The organism is Pseudomonas ekonensis, assembly GCF_019145435.1.
In the GTDB taxonomy this organism is placed as follows: Bacteria; Pseudomonadota; Gammaproteobacteria; order Pseudomonadales; family Pseudomonadaceae; genus Aquipseudomonas; species Aquipseudomonas ekonensis.
This window is the reverse complement of record NZ_JAHSTS010000002.1, coordinates 1,034,593-1,058,355: the sequence shown is the minus strand read 5'-3', so window position 1 is coordinate 1,058,355 and position 23,763 is coordinate 1,034,593. Positions and strand designations below refer to the sequence as shown.

General features: G+C 64.7%; 29 protein-coding genes and 1 tRNA gene. 20 read left to right on the top strand and 10 right to left on the bottom strand.

Annotated elements, in window-relative coordinates:
• The first annotated feature begins 10 nt into the window (after positions 1 to 10).
• Complete coding sequence (locus KVG96_RS17805; protein ID WP_085585119.1) at positions 11 to 250, top strand: sulfurtransferase TusA family protein; 240 nt, start codon at positions 11 to 13, stop codon at positions 248 to 250.
• Positions 251 to 282: 32 nt separating this feature from the next.
• Positions 283 to 1,353 carry an AI-2E family transporter gene (locus KVG96_RS17800; protein WP_085585117.1) on the top strand — a complete coding sequence of 357 codons (1,071 nt, stop codon included), beginning with the start codon at positions 283 to 285 and terminating at the stop codon, positions 1,351 to 1,353.
• 40 nt (positions 1,354 to 1,393) lie between these two features.
• On the opposite strand, the gene KVG96_RS17795 is transcribed toward KVG96_RS17800, so the two are convergent.
• Positions 1,394 to 1,867: a peroxiredoxin gene (locus KVG96_RS17795; protein ID WP_085585115.1), complete on the bottom strand. Its 474-nt coding sequence runs from the start codon at positions 1,865 to 1,867 to the stop codon at positions 1,394 to 1,396.
• 13 nt (positions 1,868 to 1,880) lie between these two features.
• Positions 1,881 to 2,441, bottom strand: coding sequence for a glycine cleavage system transcriptional repressor (locus tag KVG96_RS17790; protein ID WP_217893263.1), 561 nt, complete (start codon positions 2,439 to 2,441; stop codon positions 1,881 to 1,883).
• 329 nt (positions 2,442 to 2,770) lie between these two features.
• Between KVG96_RS17790 and dapA the strand changes: the two genes are divergently transcribed.
• The 6 genes from dapA to ppk2 all read left to right on the top strand — a co-directional run bounded on the left by dapA (position 2,771) and on the right by ppk2 (position 7,453).
• Positions 2,771 to 3,649 (top strand): 4-hydroxy-tetrahydrodipicolinate synthase, encoded by an 879-nt coding sequence (gene dapA / locus KVG96_RS17785; protein ID WP_085585109.1) that lies wholly within the window; start codon positions 2,771 to 2,773, stop codon positions 3,647 to 3,649.
• 17 nt (positions 3,650 to 3,666) lie between these two features.
• Positions 3,667 to 4,782: an NlpB/DapX family lipoprotein gene (gene bamC, locus KVG96_RS17780; RefSeq protein WP_085637200.1), complete on the top strand. Its 1,116-nt coding sequence runs from the start codon at positions 3,667 to 3,669 to the stop codon at positions 4,780 to 4,782.
• Between the two features lie 4 nt (positions 4,783 to 4,786).
• Complete coding sequence (locus KVG96_RS17775) at positions 4,787 to 5,545, top strand: MBL fold metallo-hydrolase (RefSeq protein WP_217893262.1); 759 nt, start codon at positions 4,787 to 4,789, stop codon at positions 5,543 to 5,545.
• Positions 5,546 to 5,573: 28 nt separating this feature from the next.
• A complete protein-coding gene (gene purC, locus KVG96_RS17770) occupies positions 5,574 to 6,287 on the top strand; it encodes a phosphoribosylaminoimidazolesuccinocarboxamide synthase (protein WP_085585103.1) in 714 nt (237 codons plus the stop codon).
• A gap of 84 nt (positions 6,288 to 6,371) precedes the next feature.
• A tRNA-Ser gene (locus tag KVG96_RS17765) sits at positions 6,372 to 6,461 on the top strand.
• A gap of 167 nt (positions 6,462 to 6,628) precedes the next feature.
• Positions 6,629 to 7,453 (top strand): polyphosphate kinase 2, encoded by an 825-nt coding sequence (gene ppk2 / locus KVG96_RS17760; RefSeq protein WP_217893261.1) that lies wholly within the window; start codon positions 6,629 to 6,631, stop codon positions 7,451 to 7,453.
• A 54-nt stretch (positions 7,454 to 7,507) separates the two neighbouring features.
• Here the strand turns inward: ppk2 and KVG96_RS17755 are convergent, their stop codons facing one another.
• Complete coding sequence (locus KVG96_RS17755; RefSeq protein WP_085585099.1) at positions 7,508 to 7,699, bottom strand: YegP family protein; 192 nt, start codon at positions 7,697 to 7,699, stop codon at positions 7,508 to 7,510.
• Between the two features lie 290 nt (positions 7,700 to 7,989).
• On the opposite strand from KVG96_RS17755, the gene KVG96_RS17750 reads away from it, so the two are divergent.
• From KVG96_RS17750 to KVG96_RS17730, 5 genes are all read left to right on the top strand, one after another.
• Entirely contained in the window at positions 7,990 to 8,940 is a 951-nt protein-coding gene (locus KVG96_RS17750) for a glycosyltransferase family 2 protein (RefSeq protein ID WP_217894245.1), read from the top strand.
• 3 nt (positions 8,941 to 8,943) lie between these two features.
• Entirely contained in the window at positions 8,944 to 9,645 is a 702-nt protein-coding gene (locus KVG96_RS17745; RefSeq protein ID WP_217893260.1) for a class I SAM-dependent methyltransferase, read from the top strand.
• Positions 9,642 to 10,028 carry a GtrA family protein gene (locus KVG96_RS17740; protein ID WP_217893259.1) on the top strand — a complete coding sequence of 129 codons (387 nt, stop codon included), beginning with the start codon at positions 9,642 to 9,644 and terminating at the stop codon, positions 10,026 to 10,028. Before KVG96_RS17745 ends, KVG96_RS17740 begins: the two co-directional genes overlap by 4 nt.
• A gap of 93 nt (positions 10,029 to 10,121) precedes the next feature.
• Positions 10,122 to 11,036: a LysR family transcriptional regulator gene (locus KVG96_RS17735; protein ID WP_217893258.1), complete on the top strand. Its 915-nt coding sequence runs from the start codon at positions 10,122 to 10,124 to the stop codon at positions 11,034 to 11,036.
• A gap of 92 nt (positions 11,037 to 11,128) precedes the next feature.
• Entirely contained in the window at positions 11,129 to 11,494 is a 366-nt protein-coding gene (locus KVG96_RS17730; protein ID WP_085585089.1) for a 5-carboxymethyl-2-hydroxymuconate Delta-isomerase, read from the top strand.
• Between the two features lie 3 nt (positions 11,495 to 11,497).
• Here KVG96_RS17730 and KVG96_RS17725 read toward each other — a convergent pair whose 3' ends face one another.
• Entirely contained in the window at positions 11,498 to 12,433 is a 936-nt protein-coding gene (locus KVG96_RS17725) for a LysR family transcriptional regulator (protein ID WP_085585087.1), read from the bottom strand.
• A gap of 201 nt (positions 12,434 to 12,634) precedes the next feature.
• A complete protein-coding gene (locus tag KVG96_RS17720; protein ID WP_217893257.1) occupies positions 12,635 to 13,822 on the bottom strand; it encodes a cyanate transporter in 1,188 nt (395 codons plus the stop codon).
• A 316-nt stretch (positions 13,823 to 14,138) separates the two neighbouring features.
• Here KVG96_RS17720 and KVG96_RS17715 point away from each other — a divergent pair, with 316 nt between their 5' ends.
• From KVG96_RS17715 to KVG96_RS17700, 4 genes are all read left to right on the top strand, one after another.
• Positions 14,139 to 15,788, top strand: a complete 1,650-nt coding sequence (locus tag KVG96_RS17715; protein WP_217893256.1) for a phosphoethanolamine transferase — start codon at positions 14,139 to 14,141, stop codon at positions 15,786 to 15,788.
• Positions 15,789 to 15,919: 131 nt separating this feature from the next.
• Positions 15,920 to 17,053 carry a ribonuclease D gene (gene rnd, locus KVG96_RS17710; RefSeq protein WP_217893255.1) on the top strand — a complete coding sequence of 378 codons (1,134 nt, stop codon included), beginning with the start codon at positions 15,920 to 15,922 and terminating at the stop codon, positions 17,051 to 17,053.
• Positions 17,050 to 17,343 carry a YcgL domain-containing protein gene (locus KVG96_RS17705; protein WP_085585079.1) on the top strand — a complete coding sequence of 98 codons (294 nt, stop codon included), beginning with the start codon at positions 17,050 to 17,052 and terminating at the stop codon, positions 17,341 to 17,343. The genes rnd and KVG96_RS17705 overlap by 4 nt, the downstream gene beginning before the upstream one ends.
• Positions 17,344 to 17,448: 105 nt before the next feature.
• The gene (locus KVG96_RS17700) at positions 17,449 to 18,381 is read left to right on the top strand and encodes a D-2-hydroxyacid dehydrogenase (protein WP_217893254.1); all 933 of its coding nucleotides are present in this window, start codon (positions 17,449 to 17,451) and stop codon (positions 18,379 to 18,381) included.
• 184 nt (positions 18,382 to 18,565) lie between these two features.
• Here the strand turns inward: KVG96_RS17700 and KVG96_RS17695 are convergent, their stop codons facing one another.
• Complete coding sequence (locus tag KVG96_RS17695) at positions 18,566 to 19,159, bottom strand: nitroreductase family protein (RefSeq protein ID WP_217893253.1); 594 nt, start codon at positions 19,157 to 19,159, stop codon at positions 18,566 to 18,568.
• A 280-nt stretch (positions 19,160 to 19,439) separates the two neighbouring features.
• On the opposite strand from KVG96_RS17695, the gene KVG96_RS17690 reads away from it, so the two are divergent.
• Both KVG96_RS17690 and KVG96_RS17685 read left to right on the top strand, forming a co-directional pair.
• Positions 19,440 to 19,889, top strand: coding sequence for a YcgN family cysteine cluster protein (locus KVG96_RS17690; RefSeq protein ID WP_217893252.1), 450 nt, complete (start codon positions 19,440 to 19,442; stop codon positions 19,887 to 19,889).
• A gap of 27 nt (positions 19,890 to 19,916) precedes the next feature.
• On the top strand, positions 19,917 to 21,146 hold the full coding sequence (locus KVG96_RS17685) for a hypothetical protein (protein ID WP_217893251.1): 1,230 nt from the start codon (positions 19,917 to 19,919) through the stop codon (positions 21,144 to 21,146).
• 169 nt (positions 21,147 to 21,315) lie between these two features.
• On the opposite strand, the gene KVG96_RS17680 is transcribed toward KVG96_RS17685, so the two are convergent.
• The 3 genes from KVG96_RS17680 to KVG96_RS17670 form a co-directional block, all read right to left on the bottom strand.
• Positions 21,316 to 21,693: a YgaP family membrane protein gene (locus KVG96_RS17680; RefSeq protein ID WP_217893250.1), complete on the bottom strand. Its 378-nt coding sequence runs from the start codon at positions 21,691 to 21,693 to the stop codon at positions 21,316 to 21,318.
• Between the two features lie 80 nt (positions 21,694 to 21,773).
• On the bottom strand, positions 21,774 to 22,244 hold the full coding sequence (locus KVG96_RS17675) for an RNA methyltransferase (protein ID WP_085585067.1): 471 nt from the start codon (positions 22,242 to 22,244) through the stop codon (positions 21,774 to 21,776).
• A 136-nt stretch (positions 22,245 to 22,380) separates the two neighbouring features.
• Complete coding sequence (locus KVG96_RS17670) at positions 22,381 to 22,752, bottom strand: YajD family HNH nuclease (RefSeq protein ID WP_085585065.1); 372 nt, start codon at positions 22,750 to 22,752, stop codon at positions 22,381 to 22,383.
• Positions 22,753 to 22,891: 139 nt separating this feature from the next.
• Here KVG96_RS17670 and KVG96_RS17665 point away from each other — a divergent pair, with 139 nt between their 5' ends.
• Positions 22,892 to 23,176, top strand: a complete 285-nt coding sequence (locus tag KVG96_RS17665) for a hypothetical protein (protein WP_217893249.1) — start codon at positions 22,892 to 22,894, stop codon at positions 23,174 to 23,176.
• Here the strand turns inward: KVG96_RS17665 and KVG96_RS17660 are convergent.
• Positions 23,173 to 23,646: a cyclic nucleotide-binding domain-containing protein gene (locus KVG96_RS17660; protein ID WP_217893248.1), complete on the bottom strand. Its 474-nt coding sequence runs from the start codon at positions 23,644 to 23,646 to the stop codon at positions 23,173 to 23,175. The two genes, KVG96_RS17665 and KVG96_RS17660, sit on opposite strands and share 4 nt — an antisense overlap.
• Positions 23,647 to 23,763 lie beyond the last annotated feature (117 nt).

The following is a 23,763-nucleotide window of genomic DNA, read 5'->3' as shown; positions in this document are numbered from 1 at the left end:
GGAGTGACGCATGAACGACGCTGTAGCCCATGACCGCGAACTGGACGCCAGCGGCCTGAATTGCCCGTTGCCGTTGCTCAAGGCCAAGATGGAGCTCAACAAGCTGCCCAGCGGCGCGGTGCTCAAGGTGATCGCCACGGACGCCGGTTCCCAGCGTGATTTCCGCACCTTTGCCAAATTGGCCGGTCATACGCTGCTGCGCGAAGAAGACGAGGCGGGCGTCTACCGTTACTGGTTGAAAAAAGCCTGAAACCGACAGCGTTCAAGACCTAAGGAATATTGATGTTCAAAGTGTTACGCGACTGGGTTCAGCGCTACTTTTCCGATGAAGAGGCGGTGGTGCTGGCGGTGCTGCTGTTTCTCGCCTTCACGGCGGTGCTCACCCTGGGCGGCATGCTCGCGCCGGTGCTGGCGGGGATGGTGCTGGCTTACCTGATGCAGGGCCTGGTGGTCACCCTCGAACGGCTGCGCATGCCCGGCGGTGCGGCGGTAGGGCTGGTGTTCGCGCTGTTCATGGGCGTGCTGATGGTGTTCATCGTGGTGGTGCTGCCGCTGCTCTGGCATCAGTTGATCACGCTGTTCAACGAATTGCCGGGCATGCTCGCCAAATGGCAGTCGCTGCTGTTGCTGCTGCCCGAGCGCTATCCGCATCTGGTTTCCGACGAGCAGGTGCTGCAGGCCATCGAGGCGGCGCGGGGCGAGATCGGCAAGTTCGGCCAATGGGCGCTGACGTTCTCGCTGTCGAGCCTGCCGCTGCTGGTGAACGTCATGATCTACCTGGTGCTGGTGCCGATCCTGGTGTTCTTCTTCCTCAAGGACCGGGCGATGATCGGCGAATGGGTGCGCGGCTATTTGCCGCGGGAGCGGGCGCTGATCACCCGGGTCGCCCAGGAAATGAACCGGCAGATCGCCAACTACATCCGCGGCAAGGTCATCGAGATCGTGATCTGCGGCGGGGTGACGTACATCGCCTTCGTTGCGCTGGGCCTCAACTACGCCGCGCTGCTGGCCTTGCTGGTGGGCGTGTCGGTGGTGGTGCCGTATGTCGGGGCGGTGGTGGTGACCGTGCCGGTGCTGCTGATCGCGCTGTTCCAGTGGGGCTGGAGCGACCAGTTCATTTACCTGATGGCGGTGTACGGGATCATTCAGACCCTGGACGGCAACGTGCTGGTGCCGTTGCTGTTTTCCGAAGCGGTCAACCTGCACCCGGTGGCGATCATCTGCGCGGTGCTGTTGTTCGGCGGGTTGTGGGGGTTCTGGGGCGTGTTCTTCGCGATTCCCCTGGCGACGTTGTTCAAGGCTGTGCTGGATGCCTGGCCGCGCAAGGAGCCGGTGGTGGCGCCGCTGCTGTAGCGAACGTCGTGATGGCGCCCGGGAGGGCGCCACAAAGGCATCAGGCCTTGTTCAGGGCCTGCGCCGCCGCCAGAACCTCGTCCACATGCCCCGGCACCTTCACGCCGCGCCATTCCTGACGCAGCACGCCGTTCTTGTCGATGAGGAACGTGCTGCGATCCACGCCCATGTATTCCTTGCCGTACAGCTTCTTCAGCTTGATCACGTCGAAGAGCTGGCAGACGGCCTCGTCCTTGTCGCTGATCAGCTCGAACGGGAATTCCTGCTTGCACTTGAAGTTTTCGTGGGACTTCAGGCCGTCGCGGGAAACCCCGAAGATTTCCGTGTCGGCGGCCTGGAACGCGGCGTACTGGTCGCGAAAGCCCTGGCCTTCGGTGGTGCAGCCGGGGGTGCTGTCCTTCGGATAGAAGTAGATCACCACCTGCTTGCCCTTGAGGCCCGCGAGGCTGACGGTTTTCCCGCTGGTGGCGGGGGCTTCGAAATCGGCGACCGGTCGGTCGATCACAACGGCCATGAAAGCTTCCTTCTTACATTGGGTTCTGTGGGCGCCACGGTTCGATCAGCGCGTCCAGGTTCATCGCGTCGGCGAAGTCCAGGAACTGGTCGCGCAGCCAGCTGATCTGGGTGCCGGCCGGCAGGGTCACGGTGAACGTGGCGTTGAGCATGGTGCCGCCGGTCTGCGGAGCCTGGTAGGTGTCGCAGGTCAGGTTTTCCAGGTCGATGTTGTGGTCGACGAAGAACTGGCACAGCTCGCTGATGATGTCGGAGCGGTAGGCCGAGCTGACGTAGGCCACGTACGGCAAGGCCTGAGGGCGGTTTTCCAGGGCTGCGCTGCGCACGACGTTGACGGTGAAGGCATGGCGCTTGGCCAGGGCCGGCAGGCTGCTCTCGAGGCGGGCCAGGCCGTCCCAGCTGCCCGAGATCTCGAGCACCAGCGCACTGCACTCGCCGTGGCGGGTCAGGCGCGAGGTGACCACGGCGCAGCGGTTTTCATGACTGGCGCGGCACAGCACGTTGGTCAGCTCCATGGGGTTGGCGCCGAGGGCACTGATGACAAGGAATTGTTCGCGAACTGTGGGGGTGGACATGCAGCGTTCCTAAAGCGATGAGCGGTCGGTAGTCATTAGAGGGCATCGACTGTCGGGAAGTGCCTGAACAGGCCTGTGCGCAAGGCCCCGGCAACGTGCTTCGTCGGCGTCCGCCGTGGCGGGAGCGTCCGGCGGCGACGCTGGAACGGGGCCCGGAGGGCCGATTCGGGAGGCTGGAACCCGGCATGCGAGCCGATCTGTACCGATCAAAGCCTGAAGGGTAGCGAAAAGCGGCGCCAAGGGGAATGGCGGCAGCGCAGTACTTCGCTTGTGCAAGCATGTTGGCGCCAGTACCATTACCGCTCTCTTTTTCCGGCAGGAGCGGTTTCATGATTGCGGGCAGTATGGTGGCATTGGTCACACCCATGGATGCACAAGGGCGTCTAGACTGGGACAGCCTCAGCAAACTCGTGGACTTCCACCTCAAGAACGGCACCCATGCCATCGTCGCGGTCGGCACCACCGGCGAGTCGGCGACCCTTGACGTCGAAGAACACATTGCCGTCATCAAAGCCGTGGTCAAGCAGGTCGCCGGCCGCATCCCGGTGATCGCCGGCACCGGCGCCAACTCGACCCGTGAAGCCGTCGAACTGACCCGCAACGCCAAAGAGGCCGGCGCCGACGCCTGCCTGCTGGTGGTGCCGTACTACAACAAGCCGACCCAGGAAGGCCTGTACCAGCACTTCAAGCACATCGCCGAAGCGGTCGACATCCCGCAGATCCTCTACAACGTTCCCGGCCGCACCTCCTGCGACATGCAGGCCGAGACCGTGATCCGCCTCTCCACCGTGCCGAACATCATCGGCATCAAGGAAGCCACCGGCGACCTCAAGCGCGCCAAGGCGATCCTAGATGGCGTGAGCAAGGACTTCATCGTGCTGTCCGGCGATGATCCGACCGCCGTCGAACTGATCCTGATGGGCGGCAAGGGCAACATCTCCGTCACCGCCAACGTCGCCCCGCGCGAAATGGCCGACCTGTGCGAGGCCGCGCTGGAAGGCAACGCCGAGAAGGCGCGGGCCATCAACGAAAAACTGATGCCGCTGCACAAGGACCTGTTCATCGAAGCCAACCCGATCCCGGTGAAGTGGGCTTTGGCTGAAATGGGCCTGATGCACGAAGGCATCCGCCTGCCGCTGACCTGGCTGAGCGCTCCTTGTCATGAAACGCTGCGCTCGGCCCTGCGCCAGTGCGGCGTCCTGGTTTAATTGAGGAAGTACAACGCATGAAGCGAATGGCCGGACTTTCCGCACTTGCCTTGATTATCTCCAGCACCAGCGGCTGTGGATGGATCTGGGGCCCGGAAGGTTATTTCCGTGACCGTGGCAGCGACTACCTGCAGGCGCAACAGACCGCGCCGATGCAACTGCCGTCGGGTGTCAGCACCTCCAAGCGTCTGGATCCGCTGTTGCCGATCCCGCGCAACGTGGCTGACGACACCGCAAAAGGCGAGTACGTGGTTCCTCGTCCGCAACCGCTGTCGGCCATCGCCGACGCCGGTGACTACTCGCTGCAGAAGAGCGGCGATTCGCGCTGGGTGATGGCCCAGCATCCGCCGGCCGAAGTCTGGCCGGTCGCCGTGCAGTTCTTCCAGGACAACGGTTTCCGTCTGGACGAGCAGCGTCCGCAGACCGGCGAGTTCACCACCACCTGGCAGCATTCCGATGAGCTGTCCGCCTCCATGGCCAAGCGCCTGAGCGCGGCCGGCGTCGGCGCCGACAGCGAAACCCGCGTGCGGGTGCGCATCGAGCCGGGCGTGCAGCGCAACACCAGTGAAGTCTACGTGGTCAGCGCCGAGCGTCCTGCCGGCAGCACCGCCGACGTGGCGTTCACCAACCGTTCGGTCAACACCGGCCTGGACGCGGCGCTGGTCGACGACATGCTGGCGAGCATGAGCCGTACCTCCGAGAAGGGCGGTTCCGTGTCGATGCTGGCTTCCCGCGATTTCGATGCGCCGAGCCGCGTCAGCCTCAGCGAAGACGGCAGCGGCAACCCGGTGCTCAACGTCGGCAGCGACCTCGACCGCGCCTGGTCGAGCGTCGGCCGTGCGCTGGAGCAAGGCGAATGGCGTGTGGAGGACATCAACCGCAGCCTGGGCCTGTACTACATCAACCTGGCCGAAAAGGCCGAGAAGAAAGACGACAAGCCCGGTTTCTTCAGCAGCCTGTTCGGCAGCAAGCCTGACAAGGAAGAAGTCGAAGCCCGCGCCGAGCGCTATCAGGTTCGCCTGAGCAAGGTGGGCGAGAACGTCCAGGTGACCGTCGAGAAGAACATCAACACCGTGGCGCCGGCCGAAGTGGCCCGCAAGGTGTTGAGCGTGATTCAGGACAACCTGGGCTGATCCGATGCGTTTCGCCGTTCTCGGCAGCGGTAGCCAAGGGAACGGCACGCTGGTCGCCAGCGCCGATACGGTGGTGCTGGTGGATTGTGGCTTCTCCCTGCGGGAAACCGAAAAACGCCTGTTGCGCCTGGGTGTGAACCCGGCGCAACTGAGCGCGATACTCGTGACCCACGAACATGCCGACCACGTGCATGGCGTGGGTTTGCTGTCTCGGCGCTACAATCTGCCTGTCTATCTGAGCCGCGGCACCTTGCGCGGGATGCGCAAGCCGATTGACGCCACCGGTTTCGTCGCCGGCGGCGAGCGGTTGCAGATCGGCGCCCTGAGCATCCACGCCATTGCCGTGGCCCATGATGCGCAGGAGCCGACCCAGTATGTGTTCAGCGACGGCGAGCGGCGCTTCGGCCTGCTGACCGACCTGGGCTCGTACTGCGAACAGGTGCTGGACGGCTACCGGGATCTCGATGCGTTGATGATCGAGGCCAACCATTGCCGCGATTTGCTGGCCCGCGGTCACTACCCGTACTTTCTCAAGCAACGGGTGGGCGGCGAGCGGGGACACCTGAACAACCATCAGGCGGCATTCCTGGTGGCCGAGTTGGGCTGGCAAGGCCTGCAACACCTGGTCCTGGCCCATCTGAGCAGCAAGAACAACCTGCCGCAGCTGGCCCGGCAATGTTTCGTCGACACCCTCGGGTGCGACCCGGACTGGCTGCAACTGGCCGATCAAGATTCAGGGCTCGACTGGCGCCACATCGCCTAGCCCACCTATTTAGCAAGCGGAGCCCATCATGGAAAAACGTGAAGAACTCTACCGCGGCAAAGCCAAATCGGTTTACAAGACCGACGACGCCGACCGCCTGATCCTGCTGTTTCGCAACGACACCTCGGCGTTCGACGGCAAGCGCATCGAACAGCTCGACCGCAAGGGCATGGTGAACAACAAGTTCAACGCCTTCATCATGCAGAAGCTCGAAGCGGCCGGCATCCCGACCCAATTCGACAAGCTGCTGGGCGACAACGAGTGCCTGGTGAAGAAACTCGACATGATCCCGGTCGAGTGCGTCGTGCGTAACTACGCCGCCGGCAGCCTGGTCAAGCGCCTGGGCGTCGAAGAGGGCATGAAGCTCAACCCTTACACCTTCGAGCTGTTCCTGAAGGACGACGCCAAGGGCGATCCGTTCATCAACGAATCCCACGTCGTGGCGTTCGGCTGGGGCACTGCCGAGCAACTGGTGCGCATGAAGGAACTGTCCCTGAAGGTCAACGACGTCCTGAGCAAACTGTTCGACGACGCCGGCCTGCTGCTGGTGGACTTCAAACTGGAATTCGGTGTGTTCAGCGACGGCTCCATCGTCCTGGGCGACGAATTCAGCCCGGACGGCTGCCGTCTGTGGGACAAGGACACCAAGAAAAAAATGGACAAGGACCGCTTCCGCCAGGGCCTCGGTGACGTCATCGAAGCCTACGAAGAAGTGGCCCACCGTCTGGGCGTACCGCTTTAACCGACGCAAGCATCTGATAGCACGGAAAAAATTTGCGTCAGGGGGTTCGCTTCCGGCAAAAGTGTTGTTATGATGCGCGCCGTTGGAGAGATGCCAGAGTGGCCGAATGGGACGGATTCGAAATCCGTTGTACCTTCGCGGGTACCTAGGGTTCGAATCCCTATCTCTCCGCCATTATTCGAAAAGCCCCGTAGCTGAGAAGCTACGGGGCTTTTTGTTTGCGCCGAAGAAAGCCGGCCGAACGCGGGCTTGCGTTTCGCGATAACTGGCTAAACTTTCCGGTTCAGGGTCATGGGCCGCCGGTCTCTTCCGGCAGCCATTTCAATCCGTGAGGTTTGGCCATGGCGAAAGGCAAGAAGAAGGACGGCGAAAAAGGCAAGACGACCGAAAAGACCAAGCTGTCGAGCAAGGACTACCTGGCCGAGCTGCGTCGTCTGCATGTCGAACTGGTGAAGATGCAGGAGTGGGTGACGGCCAACGGCATCAAGGTCTGCATCATTTTCGAGGGGCGTGACGGGGCGGGGAAGGGCGGGACGATCAAGGCGATCACCGACCGGGTGAGCCCGCGGGTGTTCCGCGTGATCGCGCTGCCGGCGCCGACCGACCGCGAAAAGAGCCAGATGTACATCCAGCGCTACCTGCCGTATCTGCCGGCGGGCGGTGAGGTGGTGATCTTCGACCGCAGTTGGTACAACCGCGCCGGGGTCGAGCGGGTGATGGGCTTTTGCACCGACAAGCAGGTGGAGAAGTTTCTCCAGACCGTGCCGCTGGTGGAGCGGGCCATCGTCGATTCGGGGGTGATCCTGCTCAAGTACTGGCTGAACGTCAGCCAGGAGGAGCAGACCCGCCGGCTTGAAGAGCGCATCACCGACGGGCGCAAGATCTGGAAGCTTTCGCCCATGGATCTGAAGTCCTACAGCCGTTGGTACGACTACTCCAGGGCCCGCGATGAGATGATCGAAGCCACCGACACCGGCTACGCGCCATGGCTGGTGGCCGACTCGAACGACAAGCGACGGGCGCGCCTGAACATCATTTCCGACCTGCTCAGCCGCATTCCCTATAAAGAGGTGCCCCGGGAAAAGGTCGTCTTGCCCAAGCGGCAAAAGCCGGGAGGCTATCGGGAAACGAATTACCCCTTCAAGCAAGTGGTGGAGCGCTTCTGAGCCATGGGCCGCCGAAACCGCCGGGGGCGGCAGCTGCGGCGGCCTTTGCCGGCGTCAGATCTCCTTGACCGGCGTCTCTGCGTGCACGCCTTTGATCAGTTCGATCACGTGCAGGCAGTCGGCCTTGTTCACATAGGACTCCCCGCTGGCGACGGTTTCGTGGTTCCCGGCCCTCAGCCGCCAGCGCCATTGGCCCTTGCCGGTGCTCAGGGTGCCTTTGGATTGTCTGTAGATCTCGAAATACATTCAGTTCGCTCCATGCGATAGGGATATTGCGACACGCTGTGACGCACCGACGCAAGCCTAGCGGAGCTGGCTTTTTTGGCTATCGGGCATTTGTTTCCAATCGTTGGGAGATGTGTGAGCAAGGCCCGGGCGCACGAACCGGCTCCGGGCGAGGTGCGATGCCGTCGCCCGATTCTTGCGCCGCCTGGGGCGGTGCTGCTTAATGAAGTGCGGCTCAAGGTATTCGATCCCGGTTCGGCAACCGGTCAACACGCCAAGAGAAGAGCAGGCCCGTGAATCAACCGCTCGGGATGCACGCTGCGGGGCCGGTGACGTTGTCGCTGGTGATCCCCGTGTTCAACGAGGAAGACAGCCTCGACGGCTTTCTTGTGCGCATCGGGCAGGTCTTCGCGCGCGAGGCGCAGATCGGGCTAGAGCTGGTGTTCGTCAATGACGGCAGCACCGATGCGACGCTGGATCGGCTGTTGCGTCATCAGATGGACGACCCGCGGATCCGCATCGTCGACCTGAGCCGCAACTTCGGCAAGGAGGCGGCGCTGTCCGCCGGCCTGCAGACCGCCACGGGGCGGATCGTGGTGCCGATCGACGTCGACCTGCAGGACCCGCCCGAAGTCATCCTGCAGATGGTCGCCCGCTGGCGGGAAGGCTATGAGATGGTGCTGGGCCACCGCATCAGCCGCCGCAACGATTCCTGGGCCAAGCAGACCTCCGCCAACTGGTTCTACCGCCTGCACAACAGGATCGCCGAGCAGCCCCTGCCGGAGAACGTCGGCGACTTCCGCCTGATGGACCGCTGCGTGGTGGACGCGCTGCTGACCCTGCCGGAGTCGAGGCGCTTCATGAAGGGGCTGTTCGCCTGGGTCGGGTTCCGCACCACCCATGTCGATTACGAGCGGCCGGAGCGTGCGGCGGGCAAGAGCAAGTTCAACGGCTGGCGGCTGTGGAATTTCGCCCTGGAGGGCATCACCAGTTTCAGCACCGAGCCGCTGCGGATCTGGACCTACCTGGGCGCGGCGGTGTCGCTGGTGTCCTTTGGCATCGCGATGTTCATCGTGACGCGGACGCTGATCTACGGCGTCGACTTGCCCGGCTATGCCTCGCTGATGGTCGCCGTGACGTTTCTCGGCGGCCTGCAACTGATCGGCATCGGGGTGCTCGGCGAGTACCTGGGCCGCACCTACATCGAAGCGAAGCACCGGCCGGTGTTCCTGGTGCGCCGCATCTACGAACCCAAGGACTGATGCATGGACCTCAAGGAAGCCGACATCCTCGGCGACCGCATCGGTGAGCATTGGTACTACTGCACCAAGGCCGCGGCGATCCGCCGGATGCTGGGGGATGCGCCGGTCAGGCGGATTCTCGATGTCGGCGCCGGTTCAGGGTTCTTTTCCCGCCATCTGCTGGCCTGCACCGCCGCGTGCGAAGCCTGGTGCGTGGACACCGGCTACCCCGCCGATTGCAGTGGGGAGAGCGCCGGCAAACCGGTGCATTACCGCCGCGCCCTCGGGCCCGTGGACGCCGACCTCGTGTTGCTGATGGATGTGCTGGAGCACGTCGATGACGACCTCGGCCTGCTTCGGGCCTGCATCGACCAAGTCCCGTCCGGCAGTCGCTTTCTGATGACGGTGCCGGCCTTTGCGTTCATGTGGAGCGGGCACGACGATTTTCTGGGCCACAAGCGCCGCTACACCCTGGGACGGTGCGAGGCCTTGGCCGCCGCTGCGGGCCTGCAAGTGGAGCGGGGCGCCTACGGTTTCGGTGCGGTGTTTCCGTTCGCGCTGGCGTCGCGTCTGCTGGCCGCACGTTCGGTGCCGCGCTCGCAGCTCAAGCGTCACTCTGCTTTCGTCAATGCGCTGCTCAAAGCGATGTGCAGGCTCGAATTGCCCCTGATGGGCATCAATCGCCTGGCCGGCCTGAGCGTGTTCGTGCTGGCGCGCAAACCGTGACGGTCGCCGACCGGTCCGCCCTGATCCGCCGCGGCCTGCGTTTCGCCGTGACCGGGCTGTTCGTCACGGCGCTGCATGCGTTGGTGGCGGTGCTGATCATCCGCTTCGTCAGCCCCCGTCCGCCGGTGGCCAACGGCGTGGCCTTCGCCATGGCGACGGTGGTGTCGTATGCGGTCAACACGGCCTGGAGCTTCTCCGCAAGGTTGCACGGCAAGACCCTGCTGCGCTTCATGTCGGTGTCGGCGGGCGGGTTTCTGTTGGCGGTGTTCGTGGCCTGGTCGGCGCAGGTTGCCGGCCTGCACTATCTGCTGGGCGTCGCGGCGGTGGCGCTGACGGTGCCTGCCTTCACGTTCGTGCTGCACAACGTCTGGACGTACCGATGACCTGCGGGCGTCAGGCCTGCCGCCGCGCCGTTTCGATGGACGGCGCCCCCCATGCCTTTCTACACTGCCGCCATCTGGGGACGGGGGTGAAGGATGAACCGAAATGAACTGCGCAAGGCCGACATCAACCTGATGGTGGTGTTCGAGACGCTGATGCTCGAACGCAACGTGACCCGCGCCGCCGAGAAGCTGTTCCTCGGCCAGCCGACCATCAGTTCGGCGCTCAACCGCTTGCGCACGATACTCAACGATCCGCTGTTCATCCGCGTCGGTCACCGCATGGAGCCGACGGCCCGGGCCGAAGACATCTTCCGCCACCTCAAGCCGGCGCTGGACGCGCTCTCGGTGGCCCTGAGCCTGACCCGCGATTTCGATCCCGCCGTCAGCACCATGACCTTTCGCATCGGCCTGTCCGACGACGTCGAGTTCGGCTTGCTGCCGCCGGCGCTGCGCACCCTGCGCCAGGAGGCGCCGAACGTGGTGTTCGTGGTGCAGCATGTCGACTACTGGCGGATCCCCGACCTGCTGGCCTCGGGCGACATCACCGTCGGCATCAGCCAGACCCGCGGCTTGCCGGCCAACGCCAAGCGCAAGCTGTTGCGGCACATCCAGCCGAGCGTCCTGCGGGCCGACGCCAGCGCCACGCCGCTGACCCTCGATGAGTATTGCGCCCGCCCGCACGTGCTGGTGTCCCACACCGCCAACGTCAGCGGCTACGCCGACGAGTGGCTGGCGGACATCGGCCGCACCCGTCAGGTGGTACTGTCGGTGCCGCAGTACAGCGCGTTGCCGGCGCTGCTGGCCGGCACCGACCTGATCGCCAGCCTGCCGGACTACACGGCCGACGCAATGGCCGCCTCGGGGCTGCTGTTCAAGGAACCGTTCCCGTTCAAGACGCCGACCCTGGACCTGTCGATGGTCTGGCTCAGCCATGTGGACAGCGACCCGGCCGAGCGCTGGCTGCGCTCGCGCCTTGAGGCGCTGATGAGCGAACGCCCCGCGACCTGACCGACACCGCAGCACCTGTAGGCGCGAGCCCGCTCCACAGGGATTAGTGATATATGTACGGCCTTTGCGCCCAATGACTGGAGTTCTCCCCCATGCCGCACCTGCACCTGGAATACACCGCCAACCTGCCGCAACTGAACGCCGACCTGGCGCTGATCCGGCTCAACAACACCCTGGTGGCTTCCGGTCAGTTCGCCGCGGAGTACGACATCAAGAGCCGTGCGGTGAAGGTCGAGACGTTCAGGGTCGGCACCGCGCCGGGCGAGCGGGCCTTCGTCCATGTGAAGCTGGCGCTGCTCAGCGGGCGTTCGCCGCAGATCAAGCGGCAGTTGTCGGAAAGCCTGCTGGCGGCGCTGCAGGACCTGTGCGAGTGGCCGGCCGGGGTCGACGTGCAGCTGTGCGTGGAGCTGCTGGACATCGACCGCGAGTCCTACACCAAGACCGCCATCGGCGTGTGAGGCTCAGGCGGCCTCCAGCTCCGAGCAGGTCTTGATGACCTGCTCGCGCAGCCAGAGGTTGGCGCTGTCCTGGTCGGCGTTGCGGCTCCACTGCATGTCGAGGGTGAAGCCGGGCAGGCCGTTGGGCGCCTCGCAGTGGTTGAACACCGCGTCGTTGGTCAGCAGGCGCTGGATGCGCCGGGGCAGGGTGAGGATGAAGTCGGTGCCGGTGATCATCTTCAGCGCCGCGCTGTAGCTGTTGGAGCGGGCGACGATCTGGCGCTTCTGCGCCTGGCGCGCCAGCCAGCCGTCGACCATGTTGGTGGTGGACATCCACGGCGTGGGGAACACGTGCCGGCGTTCGGTGAAGGCCTTGAGGCTCAGGCGCGGCTCCAGGGGCGTGGCGCGCTTGTCGAAGACGCAGACCAGGTCGTCCTCCAGCAGCATGCGCGACTTCAGGTCGGCGTGCTGGCGGTGAAAGTGCGGGCCGAAGCAGATCACCAGGTCGAGGCTGCCGTCGCGCAGCTCGTCGGCGGGCACGTCGGTCTCGAACTTGTGCATGTTGACCATCACCGGCAAATCGTCGAAGTCGAAGCGCTTGAGCATCCGCGGCAGGATCAGTTGCTCGAAGTACTCCGGCGCGCAGATGTTGAAGGTGACCGCCTGGGCCGTCGGATCGAACACCGGGGGGCCGGCGTGGCACAGGTTGATGCTTTCGAGGATCTTCTGCACATGGCTGTACATGCCGTCGGCCTTGTAGGTCGGCCGCATGCCCGTGCGGGTGTTGATGAAGAGTTCGTCTTCGAAGCTGGTGCGCAGTTTCTTCAGGCAGTAACTGACGGTGGACTGGCTGACGAACAGCGCCTCCGACACGTCGGTGACACTGCTTTGCTCGTACACGGCGACGAACACCATGAGATCCTGCATGTCGAGCTTTCTAAGCAAGTTACTGTTCAGCATCCGTTCCGTCCTGCAGTGCTCCTTGCGCCGATCCGCGCAAACGTGTGCGGACGATCCTAACGGAACGATGGTGCCAGGAAAAACCCCTGTAGGACATTTTACGGTCAGTTGTGGGACAGAAAGTTCCAGCAACACGACGTGCCGAAGTAAACCCGTAAAAGATGGCCAGAGGCCTTCCCCGCAGGCGGGCTCAAGGCACGCTCAACGGATGTGGCGGGCGTAATGTTTGGGGTCGAAGCGCAGCACCATCAGCAGCATCAGCGCCATCACGGCGGTCAGTGACCACCAGGCGCCCTCGAAGCTGCCCGAGCGGTCGCGGATGAACCCGGCCAGCAACGGCGACAGGCCGGCGATCAGGTAGCCGATCCCTTGCACGAACGCGGTCAGGCCGCCGGCCCGTTGCGGGTCGTCGAGGTGATCCAGGGACACGATCAGGCTCATGGGAAACAGGCCGCCGATGCCCAGGCCCAGCAGGCAGGGCCACAGCAGGCCCAGGTGGTGCGGGCTGAGGATCAGGCCGCAGAAGCCGGCGATGATCAGCACGAGCAGCCCGCCGAGCACTCCTCGCCGGTCACGGCTGCGGTTGGCGATGGCGGGCACCGCCAGGCCGGCGACCACCTCCATGGCGGTGAGGAAACCCAGCACCAGGCCGGCGTGCTGCTCACTGAAGCCTTGCTCCATGCAGTACGGCGCCAGCCAGGCCAGCACGCAGGTGTAGGACGCCGTGCCGAGGCCGAAGAAGAGCGCCAGCCACCAGGCGCGGGCATTGGAGAAAAAGGATTCCCTCCCGGCCTTCGCCGCCGCGACGGGAGACGACCCCGCACCTTGCATCTGCCACGCCATTGCGGCGAACAGCGCCAAGGCCGACCAGAGCGCCAGCCCTTCGCGCCAGCTGCCGCCGTGCAGCAGCACCAGCGGCGCGAGCGAGGCGGCCAGCGCGGCGCCGCCCATGATCGAGGTGACGTACAGCCCCATGCACAGCGCGACGTGGTCGGGAAAGTGCGATTTGATCAGCGCCGGCATCAGGGCCTGAATCAGCGCGATGCCGATCCCGGCGAGCACCGCACTGGCGATCAGCGGCGGCGCCGAATCGAGGAACAGCCGCGACAAGCTTGCCAGGCCGATGACCAGCAACGACAGCAGCACCGTGCGCCGTTCGCCCAGGCGCCGGCTGATGCCCAGGCCGAAGAACATCGCCAGCCCCATCGCCGTCACCGGCAGCATGGTCAACAGGGACGCGAGGCTGAAGCTCAGCGGGATGTCGCTGCGGATGGCCGACAGCAAGGGGCCGACCGCCGCCATCGACGGGCGCAGGTTGAGGGCGACCAGCACGATGCCGAGCATCAGCCAGGCGGCAGGACGGGTGGTTGTGGTGCGCACGCTTTCCATTGACGAACCTTAGGACGGGAGGCGGTCGATTAGGCGCGCGGGGCCTGCGGACGGGCAAATCAGAAAGTCTGCGGTGGCATTTGAAAAGTCGATATCACGGCGTGGCGGTCACCACAGGTGTCGGTTGTGCCAGCGATGGCGCCACACCGTCCGGGCAAAACCTGTGAACGAACTATTCTCAAATACATCAGGCCAACCATTCGTTGGCTTCTTTTTCACAAAAAATTGATGGTTGCCTGCTTAAAGTTTGTTCCGCCTTGATCAATGAAATTTTCACAATTGGTCACAGCGCTTCTTTCAGGAAATGCCCCTCTTTATGCTGAAGTTAAAAGCCGTGCGCCCGGAATGGGTGACGTTGTTGGCCAGTGCCTTTCTTTTGCTCGGATTCAATGGCGTGCTCTGGCAGCACCTGTCCGACATCACGTCGGCGGACGGCAAAGGCATCGCCATGCGCATCGCCTTCGGCGTCATGATTTTCGCGGCCTACAACATCGTGCTGACGCTGCTGGCGTTCCGGCCGGTGATGAAGCCGCTGCTGAGCCTGATGTTTCTGGTCAGCGCCGGCGTGGCCTACTTCATGAGCCAATATGGCGTATTGATTGATGCGGGCATGTTTCGCAACTTCGCCGAAACCAATGCCACGGAAGTTCGCGACCTGCTGTCCTTGAAGTTGTTTGTTTATATTCTCCTGCTCGGGGTCTTACCGACCTGGCTGTTGTGGAAAGTTCCGGTCAACTACCGAAAGTGGCACCGGGAACTGTTGAGCAAAGTTATCGTGTGCGTCGCCTCGGCGGCGGTCATCGGCGGGGTGGCGCTGGCCAACTATCAGGGCTTGTCATCGTTGTTCCGCAATCACCATGAACTGCGCCTGATGCTGGTGCCGAGCAACTACATCGGCGCCTCGGCCGGTTATCTGCGCGAACAGGTCGCCTCGGCGCAGCAGCCGTTCGTCAAGATCGGCGAAGACGCCCGGCGCAGTCCGGCCGTGCAGGACCGTCCGCGCAAGTCGCTGACCGTGCTGGTGGTGGGCGAGAGCGCCCGGGCGGAGAACTTCGGCATCCTCGGCTACGACCGGGACACCACGCCGAAACTGGACAAGGAAGCCGGCCTGATCGCCTTCACCGACGTGCACTCGTGCGGCACCGAAACCGCCGTGTCGGTGCCGTGCATGTTCTCCGACATGGGCCGCCAGGACTACGACGCCAGCAAGGCGAAGAACCAGGAAGGGTTGCTGGACGTGCTCAAGCGCGCCGGCCTGGAGGTGATCTGGCGCGACAACCAGTCCGGCTGCAAGGGCACCTGCGACCGGGTCACCGTGCAGGACGTCAGCAACCTGAAAGACCCGGCGCTGTGCGCGAACAGCGAGTGCCGCGACGAAATCCTCCTGCAAGGCTTGCAGGGCTTCATCGACCGCCTGGACAAGGACACCGTGCTGGTGCTGCACCAGATGGGCAGCCACGGGCCGGAATACTTCAAGCGTTACCCCAAGGAATACGAGCACTTCACCCCGGTGTGCGAAAGCAACGCCCTGAACAATTGCAGCCGCGAAAGCATCGTCAACGGCTACGACAACACGCTGGTCTACACCGACCATGTGCTGTCGAGCCTGATCGATGTGCTGCGCAGCAACCAGGACAAGGTCGACACCGCGATGCTGTACCTGTCCGACCACGGCGAGTCCCTGGGCGAGTACAACCTGTTCCTGCACGGCACGCCGTACATGCTGGCGCCGGAACAGCAAAAGCACGTGGCGATGCTGGCCTGGTTCTCCGACAGCTACCAGAAGGCCTACTCGGTCGACACCCATTGCCTGCAATTGAGCCGCGACAAGCCCCTGAGTCAGGACAACCTGTTCCACTCGATGCTCGGCCTGCTGGAAGTGCAGAGCAATGTCTACCGGCATGACCTGGACCTGTTCGCCGGATGCCGCGGCGCGGTGATCGACGGGGTGCTGGCCAAGGACTGAGACTTCAGACACGTCCTGTCAGACTATTCTTGCTCTCAAGCAGGAGATTTCATCAAACCACCTGCCCTGCAGAGGCGCGGAAAGCGCCGGCGGCGATATATACTGCGCGCCATTCTTCAAGGGAGAGCCGTGTGGCCATCGATATTCACTGGATTCGCGACAACGATAGCCTGGCGCGCCTGTGCGCCGAGTGGCAGCAGTTGCCCTTCGTGGCCCTCGACACCGAATTCATGCGGGTCGATACCTTTTACCCGATCGCCGGCCTGCTGCAGGTCGGCGACGGCCAGCGCGCCTACCTGATCGACCCGCTGACCATCGACGCCTGGCAACCGCTGGCCGCGCTGCTGGAGAACACAGCGGTGGTCAAGGTGCTGCACGCGTGCAGCGAAGACCTCGAAGTGCTCCTGCGCCTGACCGGCAGCCTGCCGGCGCCGCTGTTCGACACCCAACTGGCCGCCGCCTACCTGAACCTGGGGTTCTCCATGGGCTATTCGCGGCTGGTGCAGGAAGTGCTCGGCATCGAACTGCCCAAGGGCGAGACCCGCTCCGACTGGTTGCAGCGGCCGTTGTCCGACACCCAGGTCAGCTACGCCGCCGAAGATGCCGTGCACCTGGCCGAAGTGTTCGTGAAGCTGCGCCCGAAGCTGTCGGACGAGCGCTGCGCCTGGGTGCTGGAGGACGGTGCGGAACTGGTCGCCAACCTGCGCCGCGAAACCGACCCCTACGAGGTGTACCGCGACGCCAAGCTGGCGTGGAAACTGTCCCGCGCCCAATTGGCCGTGCTGCGCGAACTGTGCGCCTGGCGCGAACGCGAGGCCCGGGCGCGCAACCTGCCGCGCAACCGCATCGTGCGCGAGCAGTCGCTGTGGCCGCTGGCCCGCACGCAACCGGACAGCCTCGGCGCGTTGGCAAAGATCGAAGACATGCATCCGCGCACCGTGCGTCAGGACGGCGAGTTTCTGCTTGATCTGATCAAGCGCTCTGGCAGTGTGTCCCCTGACCAGTGGCCGCCGGCGATCCCCGAACCGCTGCCGATCGAGGCCGCTGCGCTGATCAAGCGGCTGCGCGCCATCGGCCAGGCCGAGGCGGAGCGTCTGGAGATCGCGCCGGAACTGATGCTGCGCAAGAAAACCCTCGAAGCGCTGGTCAAGAGCGGCTTCCCCGAGGGGCCTTACCAACTGCCAGATTCGCTGCGTGGCTGGCGCCGCGAACTGATGGGCCAGCAGCTGCTCGACAGCCTGGCCGCCGCCGGAGAACAGCCTTGAAACAGATTTGCTCGATCTACCGCAGCCCGAAGAAAAACGAAATGTACCTGTACGTGCTCAAGAGCGATGCGCTGGAGCGTGTGCCGGAGCCGCTGCTGGCCGCTTTCGGCAAGCCGCAGCACGCCTTTGACCTGGTGCTGACCCCCGAGCGCAAGCTGGCGCGCGAGGACATCGCCGTGGTGCTGGAAAACCTCGACAAGCAGGGCTATCACCTGCAGATGCCGCCGGCCGAGGACGAATACATCGAACACCTGCCCGAAGAGTTGCTGCGACGCAACGATCCGGTCTGATCCGCGGGGCCCTGTCCTGGGCCCCGGATTTCCCTGGAACTGATTTTTACGGCGATGGCTGCCACGAAGCGGGCGGCCGTCGCACGGTTTGCGAAAGGTTTTAACATGCGCGTTCTGATTGCCGAACACGACCACGCGGTATATGCCCGACTGTTGCGTCAGGCGGCGCCTGAGCTTGAAGTGCTGACCAGCGGCGACTCCGCCGAACTCGCCCGCCAGGCCGTCGAATGCCCGGTGTGGCTGGGCCAGCCGGACCTGCTGGCGACCCTGCTGCGCCAGGGCCACCGGCCGCAGTGGCTGCAATCGACCTGGGCCGGCATCACGCCGCTGCTGGCCGACGGCCTGTACCGCGATTACCGCCTGACCCGGGCCGTGGGCATCTTCGGCCAGGTGATGGCCGAGTACGTGCTGACCTACATGCTCGGCCACGAGCGCGAAGTGCTGGCGCGGCTGGTGAGCCAGGTCGAGCGCAAATGGGACAACCGCACCGGCCAGAGCCTGGTGGGGCGCAAGGTGCTGATCGTCGGCACCGGCGACATCGGCCAGAGCGTGGCGCAGTTCCTGCGGCCGTTCGGGGTCGAGCTGTACGGCATCGCCAGCAGCGCCCGGGAGCAGGCGCCGTTCGTCGAGGTCGGTTCGATGGCCGATCTGCCGCGCCTGGTCGGTGAGGTGGATTACGTGGTCAACCTGTTGCCGAACACCCCGCAGACCCACGACATCTACGATGCGGCGCTGTTCCGGCAATTCAAGCCGACGGGGCTGTTCATCAACGCCGGTCGCGGTGTGGCGGTGGTCGATGCGGACCTGGTGGAGGCCTTGAAGGAAGGGCATCTGGCTGGCGCGGTGATCGACGTCTGCCGTCAGGAACCGTTGCCGCAGCGGCATCCGTTCTGGACCGCCTGGGGCCTGCTGCTGACCGGGCACAGCTCGGCGCCGACTTCGCCGCCGATGATGGTGCAGCTGTTTTTGGAGAACCTGAAGGCCTATGAGACCGGTGAGCCGCTGCGCGGAGAAGTGGACTTCGCCCGGGGCTACTGAAGCCCATGAACGATAGGCACTCTGGGGGGCGGACCTGCCCGTGGCAGCAGCGTGTCAGTCACCTTTGAGGTGTCTGGCGCAGTGCAATCGCGAGCAGGCTCGCTCCCGCAGGGGATTGGCGTCGTGCGCATTTCCCTGTCGGAGCCGGCCTGCTGGCGATGGCGTCAGTGAGGAAGCCGATCCCTTAAAGGGTGAAATCACCCTCGGCGGCCAGCTCGCTCAGCGGACGGCGCGGGCTCGGCACTTCGCGGGCCTGCAGGTATTCGGCCAGCGAAGCCTTGTCGCCCAGCTTGCCGACGGCGACCGCGGCGTGCAGCGCGTAACCTTCAGGAATGTTCAGCTCCTTGCGAGTCAGTTCCTGGTCGAAGCCGGCCATGCCGTGGGTGTGCCAGCCGCTCAGGCTGGCCTGCAGCGCCAGGTGGCCCCAGGCCGAACCGGTGTCGAAGGTGTGCCACAGCGCCGGGGTCTCTTCGGCGGCGCCCGGTGCGGTGAAGGTGGTCTTGGAGATCACGATCACCAGGGCCGAGGCGTGCTGTGCCCAGGCGCGGTTGAATTCGTTGAGCAGGCCCAGGTAACGCTCCCAGTTCGGCGTGTCGCGACGGGCGTAGAGAAAGCGCCACGGCTGCGAGTTGTAGGCCGACGGCGCCCAGCGCGCAGCTTCGAAGAAGCTCAGCAGGGTTTCCTCCGGGATCGCTTCGCCGGTGAAGGCGCGGGGCGACCAGCGGTCAGTGAATTGCGGGTGAATGGCGTAATCGGCAACGCGAGGGTTGGCACTCATCAAGAGATTCCTTGCTACGTTTGAGTAAGAGAGTCGAACCGGAACCCGGCGGGGTCAGGCGGACTGACCGATGGGGTTCCGTTGGGCCGTGCGGTTCGCCGGACGGCAACGCGGTCGAGCGTTGATGGCACCCGGGCGGGGCTTGTTGCGACAGGCAAAGCTACTTGGCCCCGGGGGAACTGACAAGCCCGGCGCAACCGGCAGTCGCCGACGCTTGGTCCGCCGGGCCTTGGGCACTAGACTGGCGGCCTTTTCACCACCTGATGTTGATGCTTGAGCCATGGCCGCCAAAGTCGAACCGTTCTGGATACGCAAAACCCTCGATCAGCTCGATTCGCAGGAATGGGAGTCGCTGTGCGACGGCTGTGGCCTGTGCTGCCTGCAGAAGCTTGAGGACGAAGAGGACAACAGCGTCTATTACACGCGCATCGCCTGCAAGCTGCTGGACCTCAAGACCTGCCAGTGCAGCGACTACCCCAACCGCCGCGAATTCGTGCCGGACTGCATCCAGCTCACGCCGGGCAAGGCCGACGAGTTCAAATGGCTGCCGCCGACCTGCGGCTACCGCCTGGTCAGCGAAGGCAAGGATCTGCCGTTGTGGCATCACCTGGTGTGCGGCGACCGTGACGCGGTGCACCACGAGCGCATTTCCCAGTCCGGGCGCATGCTCGCCGAAGGCAGCGTGCCGGAAGAGGACTGGGAAGATCACCTGATTTTCCGCGCCGGATAAACCTCACAGACTCACAAGGGAGTGTGCATGGCTTCGGGATTGCGTCGCGTGCTGGCCGCGGGCCTGCTGGTGTTGAGCGCGCCGGCGTGGGCGGCGAACAAGGTCGATCTGGATTACCGCGTGCGCCTGTTGCCGCAGAGCGATCAAGCCGAAGTGCGCCTGACCCTCGCCAAGGGCGAAGCGGTGCGCCGTCTGGATTTCGACCTTGGCGACGGCAGCCGCTACAGCGATTTCAAGGCCGACGGCCAATGGCAACTGAGCCCGGGCAAGCAGGCCCGCGGCGTGTGGCGCCCGGCGGCGGACAGCGCCAGCCTGACCTACCGCGTGCGCATCAGCCACGGCCGCAAGAGCGGCAGCTTCGACACCCGGATGACCCCGGCCTGGGCGCTGCTGCGCGGCGATGAGCTGGTGCCGCCGGCCCGGCTCGACCAGCAGGACGGCACCGAGCTGGTCGCGCGTCTGCAGTTCGACTTGCCCGACGGCTGGAACAGCATCGAAACCGCCTGGCCGCGCATCGGCCGGAACAAGTTCCGCATCGACAACCCGACGCGCCTGTTCGACCGCCCCACCGGCTGGATGCTCGCCGGCCACCTCGGCAGCCGCCGCGCACGGCTGGGGGAAACCGAAGTCACCGTGGCCTCGCCCAAGGGCCAGGGCATGCGGCGCATGGATGTGCTGACGTTGCTGACGTTCGTCTGGCCGCAGGTGCAGGCGCTGTATCCCCGGCATCCCGGCAAGCTGTTGATCGTCGGCGCCAACGACCCGATGTGGCGCGGCAGCCTGGGCGCCCACGGCTCCGTCTACCTGAACACGCGTCTGCCGCTGGTCAGCGAAAGCGGCGCCAGCGCCGTGCTGCGCGAATTGACCCAAGTGCTGGGCCGGATCAACGACGGGCAGCGCAACGACTGGATCAGCGAAGGCTTGGCCGAGTTCTACGCCGTTGAACTGCTGCGCCGCGCCGGCGGCATGAGCGACGACCGGTATCAGGCCTGGCAGGCGAAGCTGGCCACGGACAGCCATGGCGTCACCACGTTGCGCGGCGCCCAGGCCAGTCCGGCGCAGGTGGCCAAGGCCGTGCTGCTGATGCAGGAGCTGGACCGCGAGATCCGCCTCAAGACCCGCAACAAGCGCTCGCTGGACGATGTGCTGCGCGGGGCGATGCAGGCGGGGCGGGTGGATGCCCAGGCGTTCGTGCAACTGGCCGAGGGCGTGATCGGCGAGTCGTCCAGGGTGCTCGACAGCGCCTTGCTCAAGTAGCGCCGCCACCGCCGGCAGGCCGGCTCCCACAGGTTGGGTGGCGTGCACCGATTCTGCGGACACCTGCCATCTCTGCGGGAGCGGGCTTGCCCGCGATGGTTCCCACCCTTTCCCCTATGGGAGCCAGCCTGCTGGCGATAGGGCCATTCGGCTCAATGCAGATGTGGGGTCAGACCCCGGCCTTCGGGGACTTCACCGACTCGTTGCCGGTCACCGTCGCCGTGCGGGTCGCGGCCTCGGCATTGGCCTTCAAGGTACGCAACTCTTCGCCGGCCCGCTCGATCTTCGCCCGCACGTTGTTCATGTCCTGACGGCTCTGTTCCAGCAGGCTCTTCACCGAGCTGTGGCCGGTGAGGCCGCGGGCCATGGCCACGCCGCCGATGGCCACCTGGATCAGGCCGAACACGCCGCCCCGGCGCAGGCCCTTGCCGACCATCAGCACGCCGCCGGCCAGCGAGCCGATGCGCTCCCAGCCCTGGACGTTCTGTTCGGAACGGCTCTGGAACGGGGTGGATTCGATGCGTTCGACGCGTTTGAGTTCGCTCATGATCTGTCTCCGGGCAATGAGTGGGGATACTCAAGCTGACTGCGCGGGCCGTCGGCTTGTTCCATCGCAAAGGCGACGCTTCAGCGGAATTTCGGCCCGGAGCGGGTGTTCAGGCCCTTGGCCATGCGGTCGTAGAGCACGACGTTGACCGTGGCGGCCAGGTTCATGCAGCCGGTGGTGGGGATGTACACGACGTCTTCGCACCAGTCGCGGATCTCCTTGTCCAGCGAGCCGTCCTCCGGGCCGAAGATGTACAGGGCGCGGTCCGGGTGGGTGTACTCCGGCAGGGCGCGGGCACCGTCCACCAGCTCCACGGCGACCGGCACGCAGCCCAGCGGCAGGATCTTCTTCAGATCGTCGATGCCGATCAGCGGGATGTCGTAGTGCACGCGCTTGGTGTCGGTGACGAAGTCGGCGGCGCGTTCATAGCGCTTGCCGGTGTAGAACACCGACGCCACGCCGTAGCAGCCGGCGGCGCGCATCACCGAACCGACGTTCTCCGGTGATTTGGGGTTGAACAAACCAATGCAGCTGTACCGTTTGTCTGCCACGAGCGGGGTGCCTTCGGAAAAAAGAGGGCGATTATACGGGGATTGGCGGGGCGGGGGCAGGCTCGGGATCTGCGGTGCCTGTTCCGGCCTCATCGCGGGCTTCCCGCGATGAGGCCCGGATGGCCGGCGAAGAGCGTCAGTCGTCCTTCTTCATCATCCCGGCCAACGCCGCAAACGGGTTGTGCGTGGCCTTGGCGATCTTCGGCGTGCTCAGCGAGCCTTCGCCGAAGTACTGCTGGTCGGTGTAGCGCGAATGTTCGTTGTCGTGGCAGTACAGGCACAGCAGCTCCCAGTTGGAGCCGTCCTGCGGGTTGTTGTCGTGGTTGTGGTCGCGGTGGTGCACGGTCAGTTCGCTCAGGCGCTTGCCGGAGAACTCCCGGGCGCAGCGTCCGCACACGTGCGGGTACATTTTCAGGGCCTTGTCGCGGTAGCCCATTTCCTTGTCGCGCTGGTTGTCGGCGAGGATGCGGTCCAGTTTCGAGGTGTTGGTCGGGGTCGACGAACTCATGGGTTCACCTTGGTAAAAGACTAATGACGGTTACAGCAGAGTTTAGCCCAGGGCCCGCAGGATCCTGCAAGAAAGGACAGGCAGCCGGATCCGGTTGGGAGTAGCCTGTGCACAGACTCAGGCCAATACGGAGCCCTGAATGAAGCGCACCATTCTAGCGGTCATTGCGATGGCCGCAATCTCGATCCCGGCGGTCCAGGCCCAGCAGTCGGTTCCTGTGGCGCCGGCCGGTCAGCCCGGCTCGCCCGGCACCGCGACGCCGACCCCGTACCCGCAGATCAGCCCGGTGCCGATCCCCAAGACCGGATCCGGCAGCGGCGGCCCGCCGCTGGTGCCGATCGAAATGCCCAGCCCGCCGGCCAAGGACCAGCCGTTGCCGGGGCTGGAGCAGCCCCCAGCCAAGAGCAAGTCCCCCGGCGGCTAGATCTGCTGCGCCGCGAGTTGGCCGTCGGCCATGCGCAGGCGCCTGGAGAGCGAGACGGCGAGGGCGCGGATGATCTTGGCGGCGATCTTCGGCGCATCGTTGAGCATCTTTTCCAGGGAGTCCTTGCCCAGGTTGAGCAACTGGCAGTCGCTCGCCGCCACGCAGGTGGCCGAGCGGCGTTCGCCGTCTAGCACGGCCATCTCGCCGAACGCCCGGCCGCCGCGCAGGGTGGCCATGGTCACGGTCTGGCCGTCGCCGTTGGTCTTCTGCACCGCCACCTGGCCGCTGTGGATGATGCACATGAAGCTGCCGGCATCGCCTTCGCGAAAGATCGCCTGGCCCTCGGCCACGGTGCTGATGCTGAAGTAACCCGAGGCGGCGGCGAAGTCCGCCGGTTGCAGTTGGTCGAACAGGCCGCAGTCCATCAGCCAGTCGCGGATTTCGTTGTTGAGCAGAGTCGGTTCTGACATGTCGTCGCGGTCTTTTTTGTTTTCACGGTTTCCAGGCTTCACACAGATCCCCGGTGGGGCGAGCCTGCTCGCGAAAGCCTGTCAGACACCCTCGAGGTGGATGACAGATCGCTATCG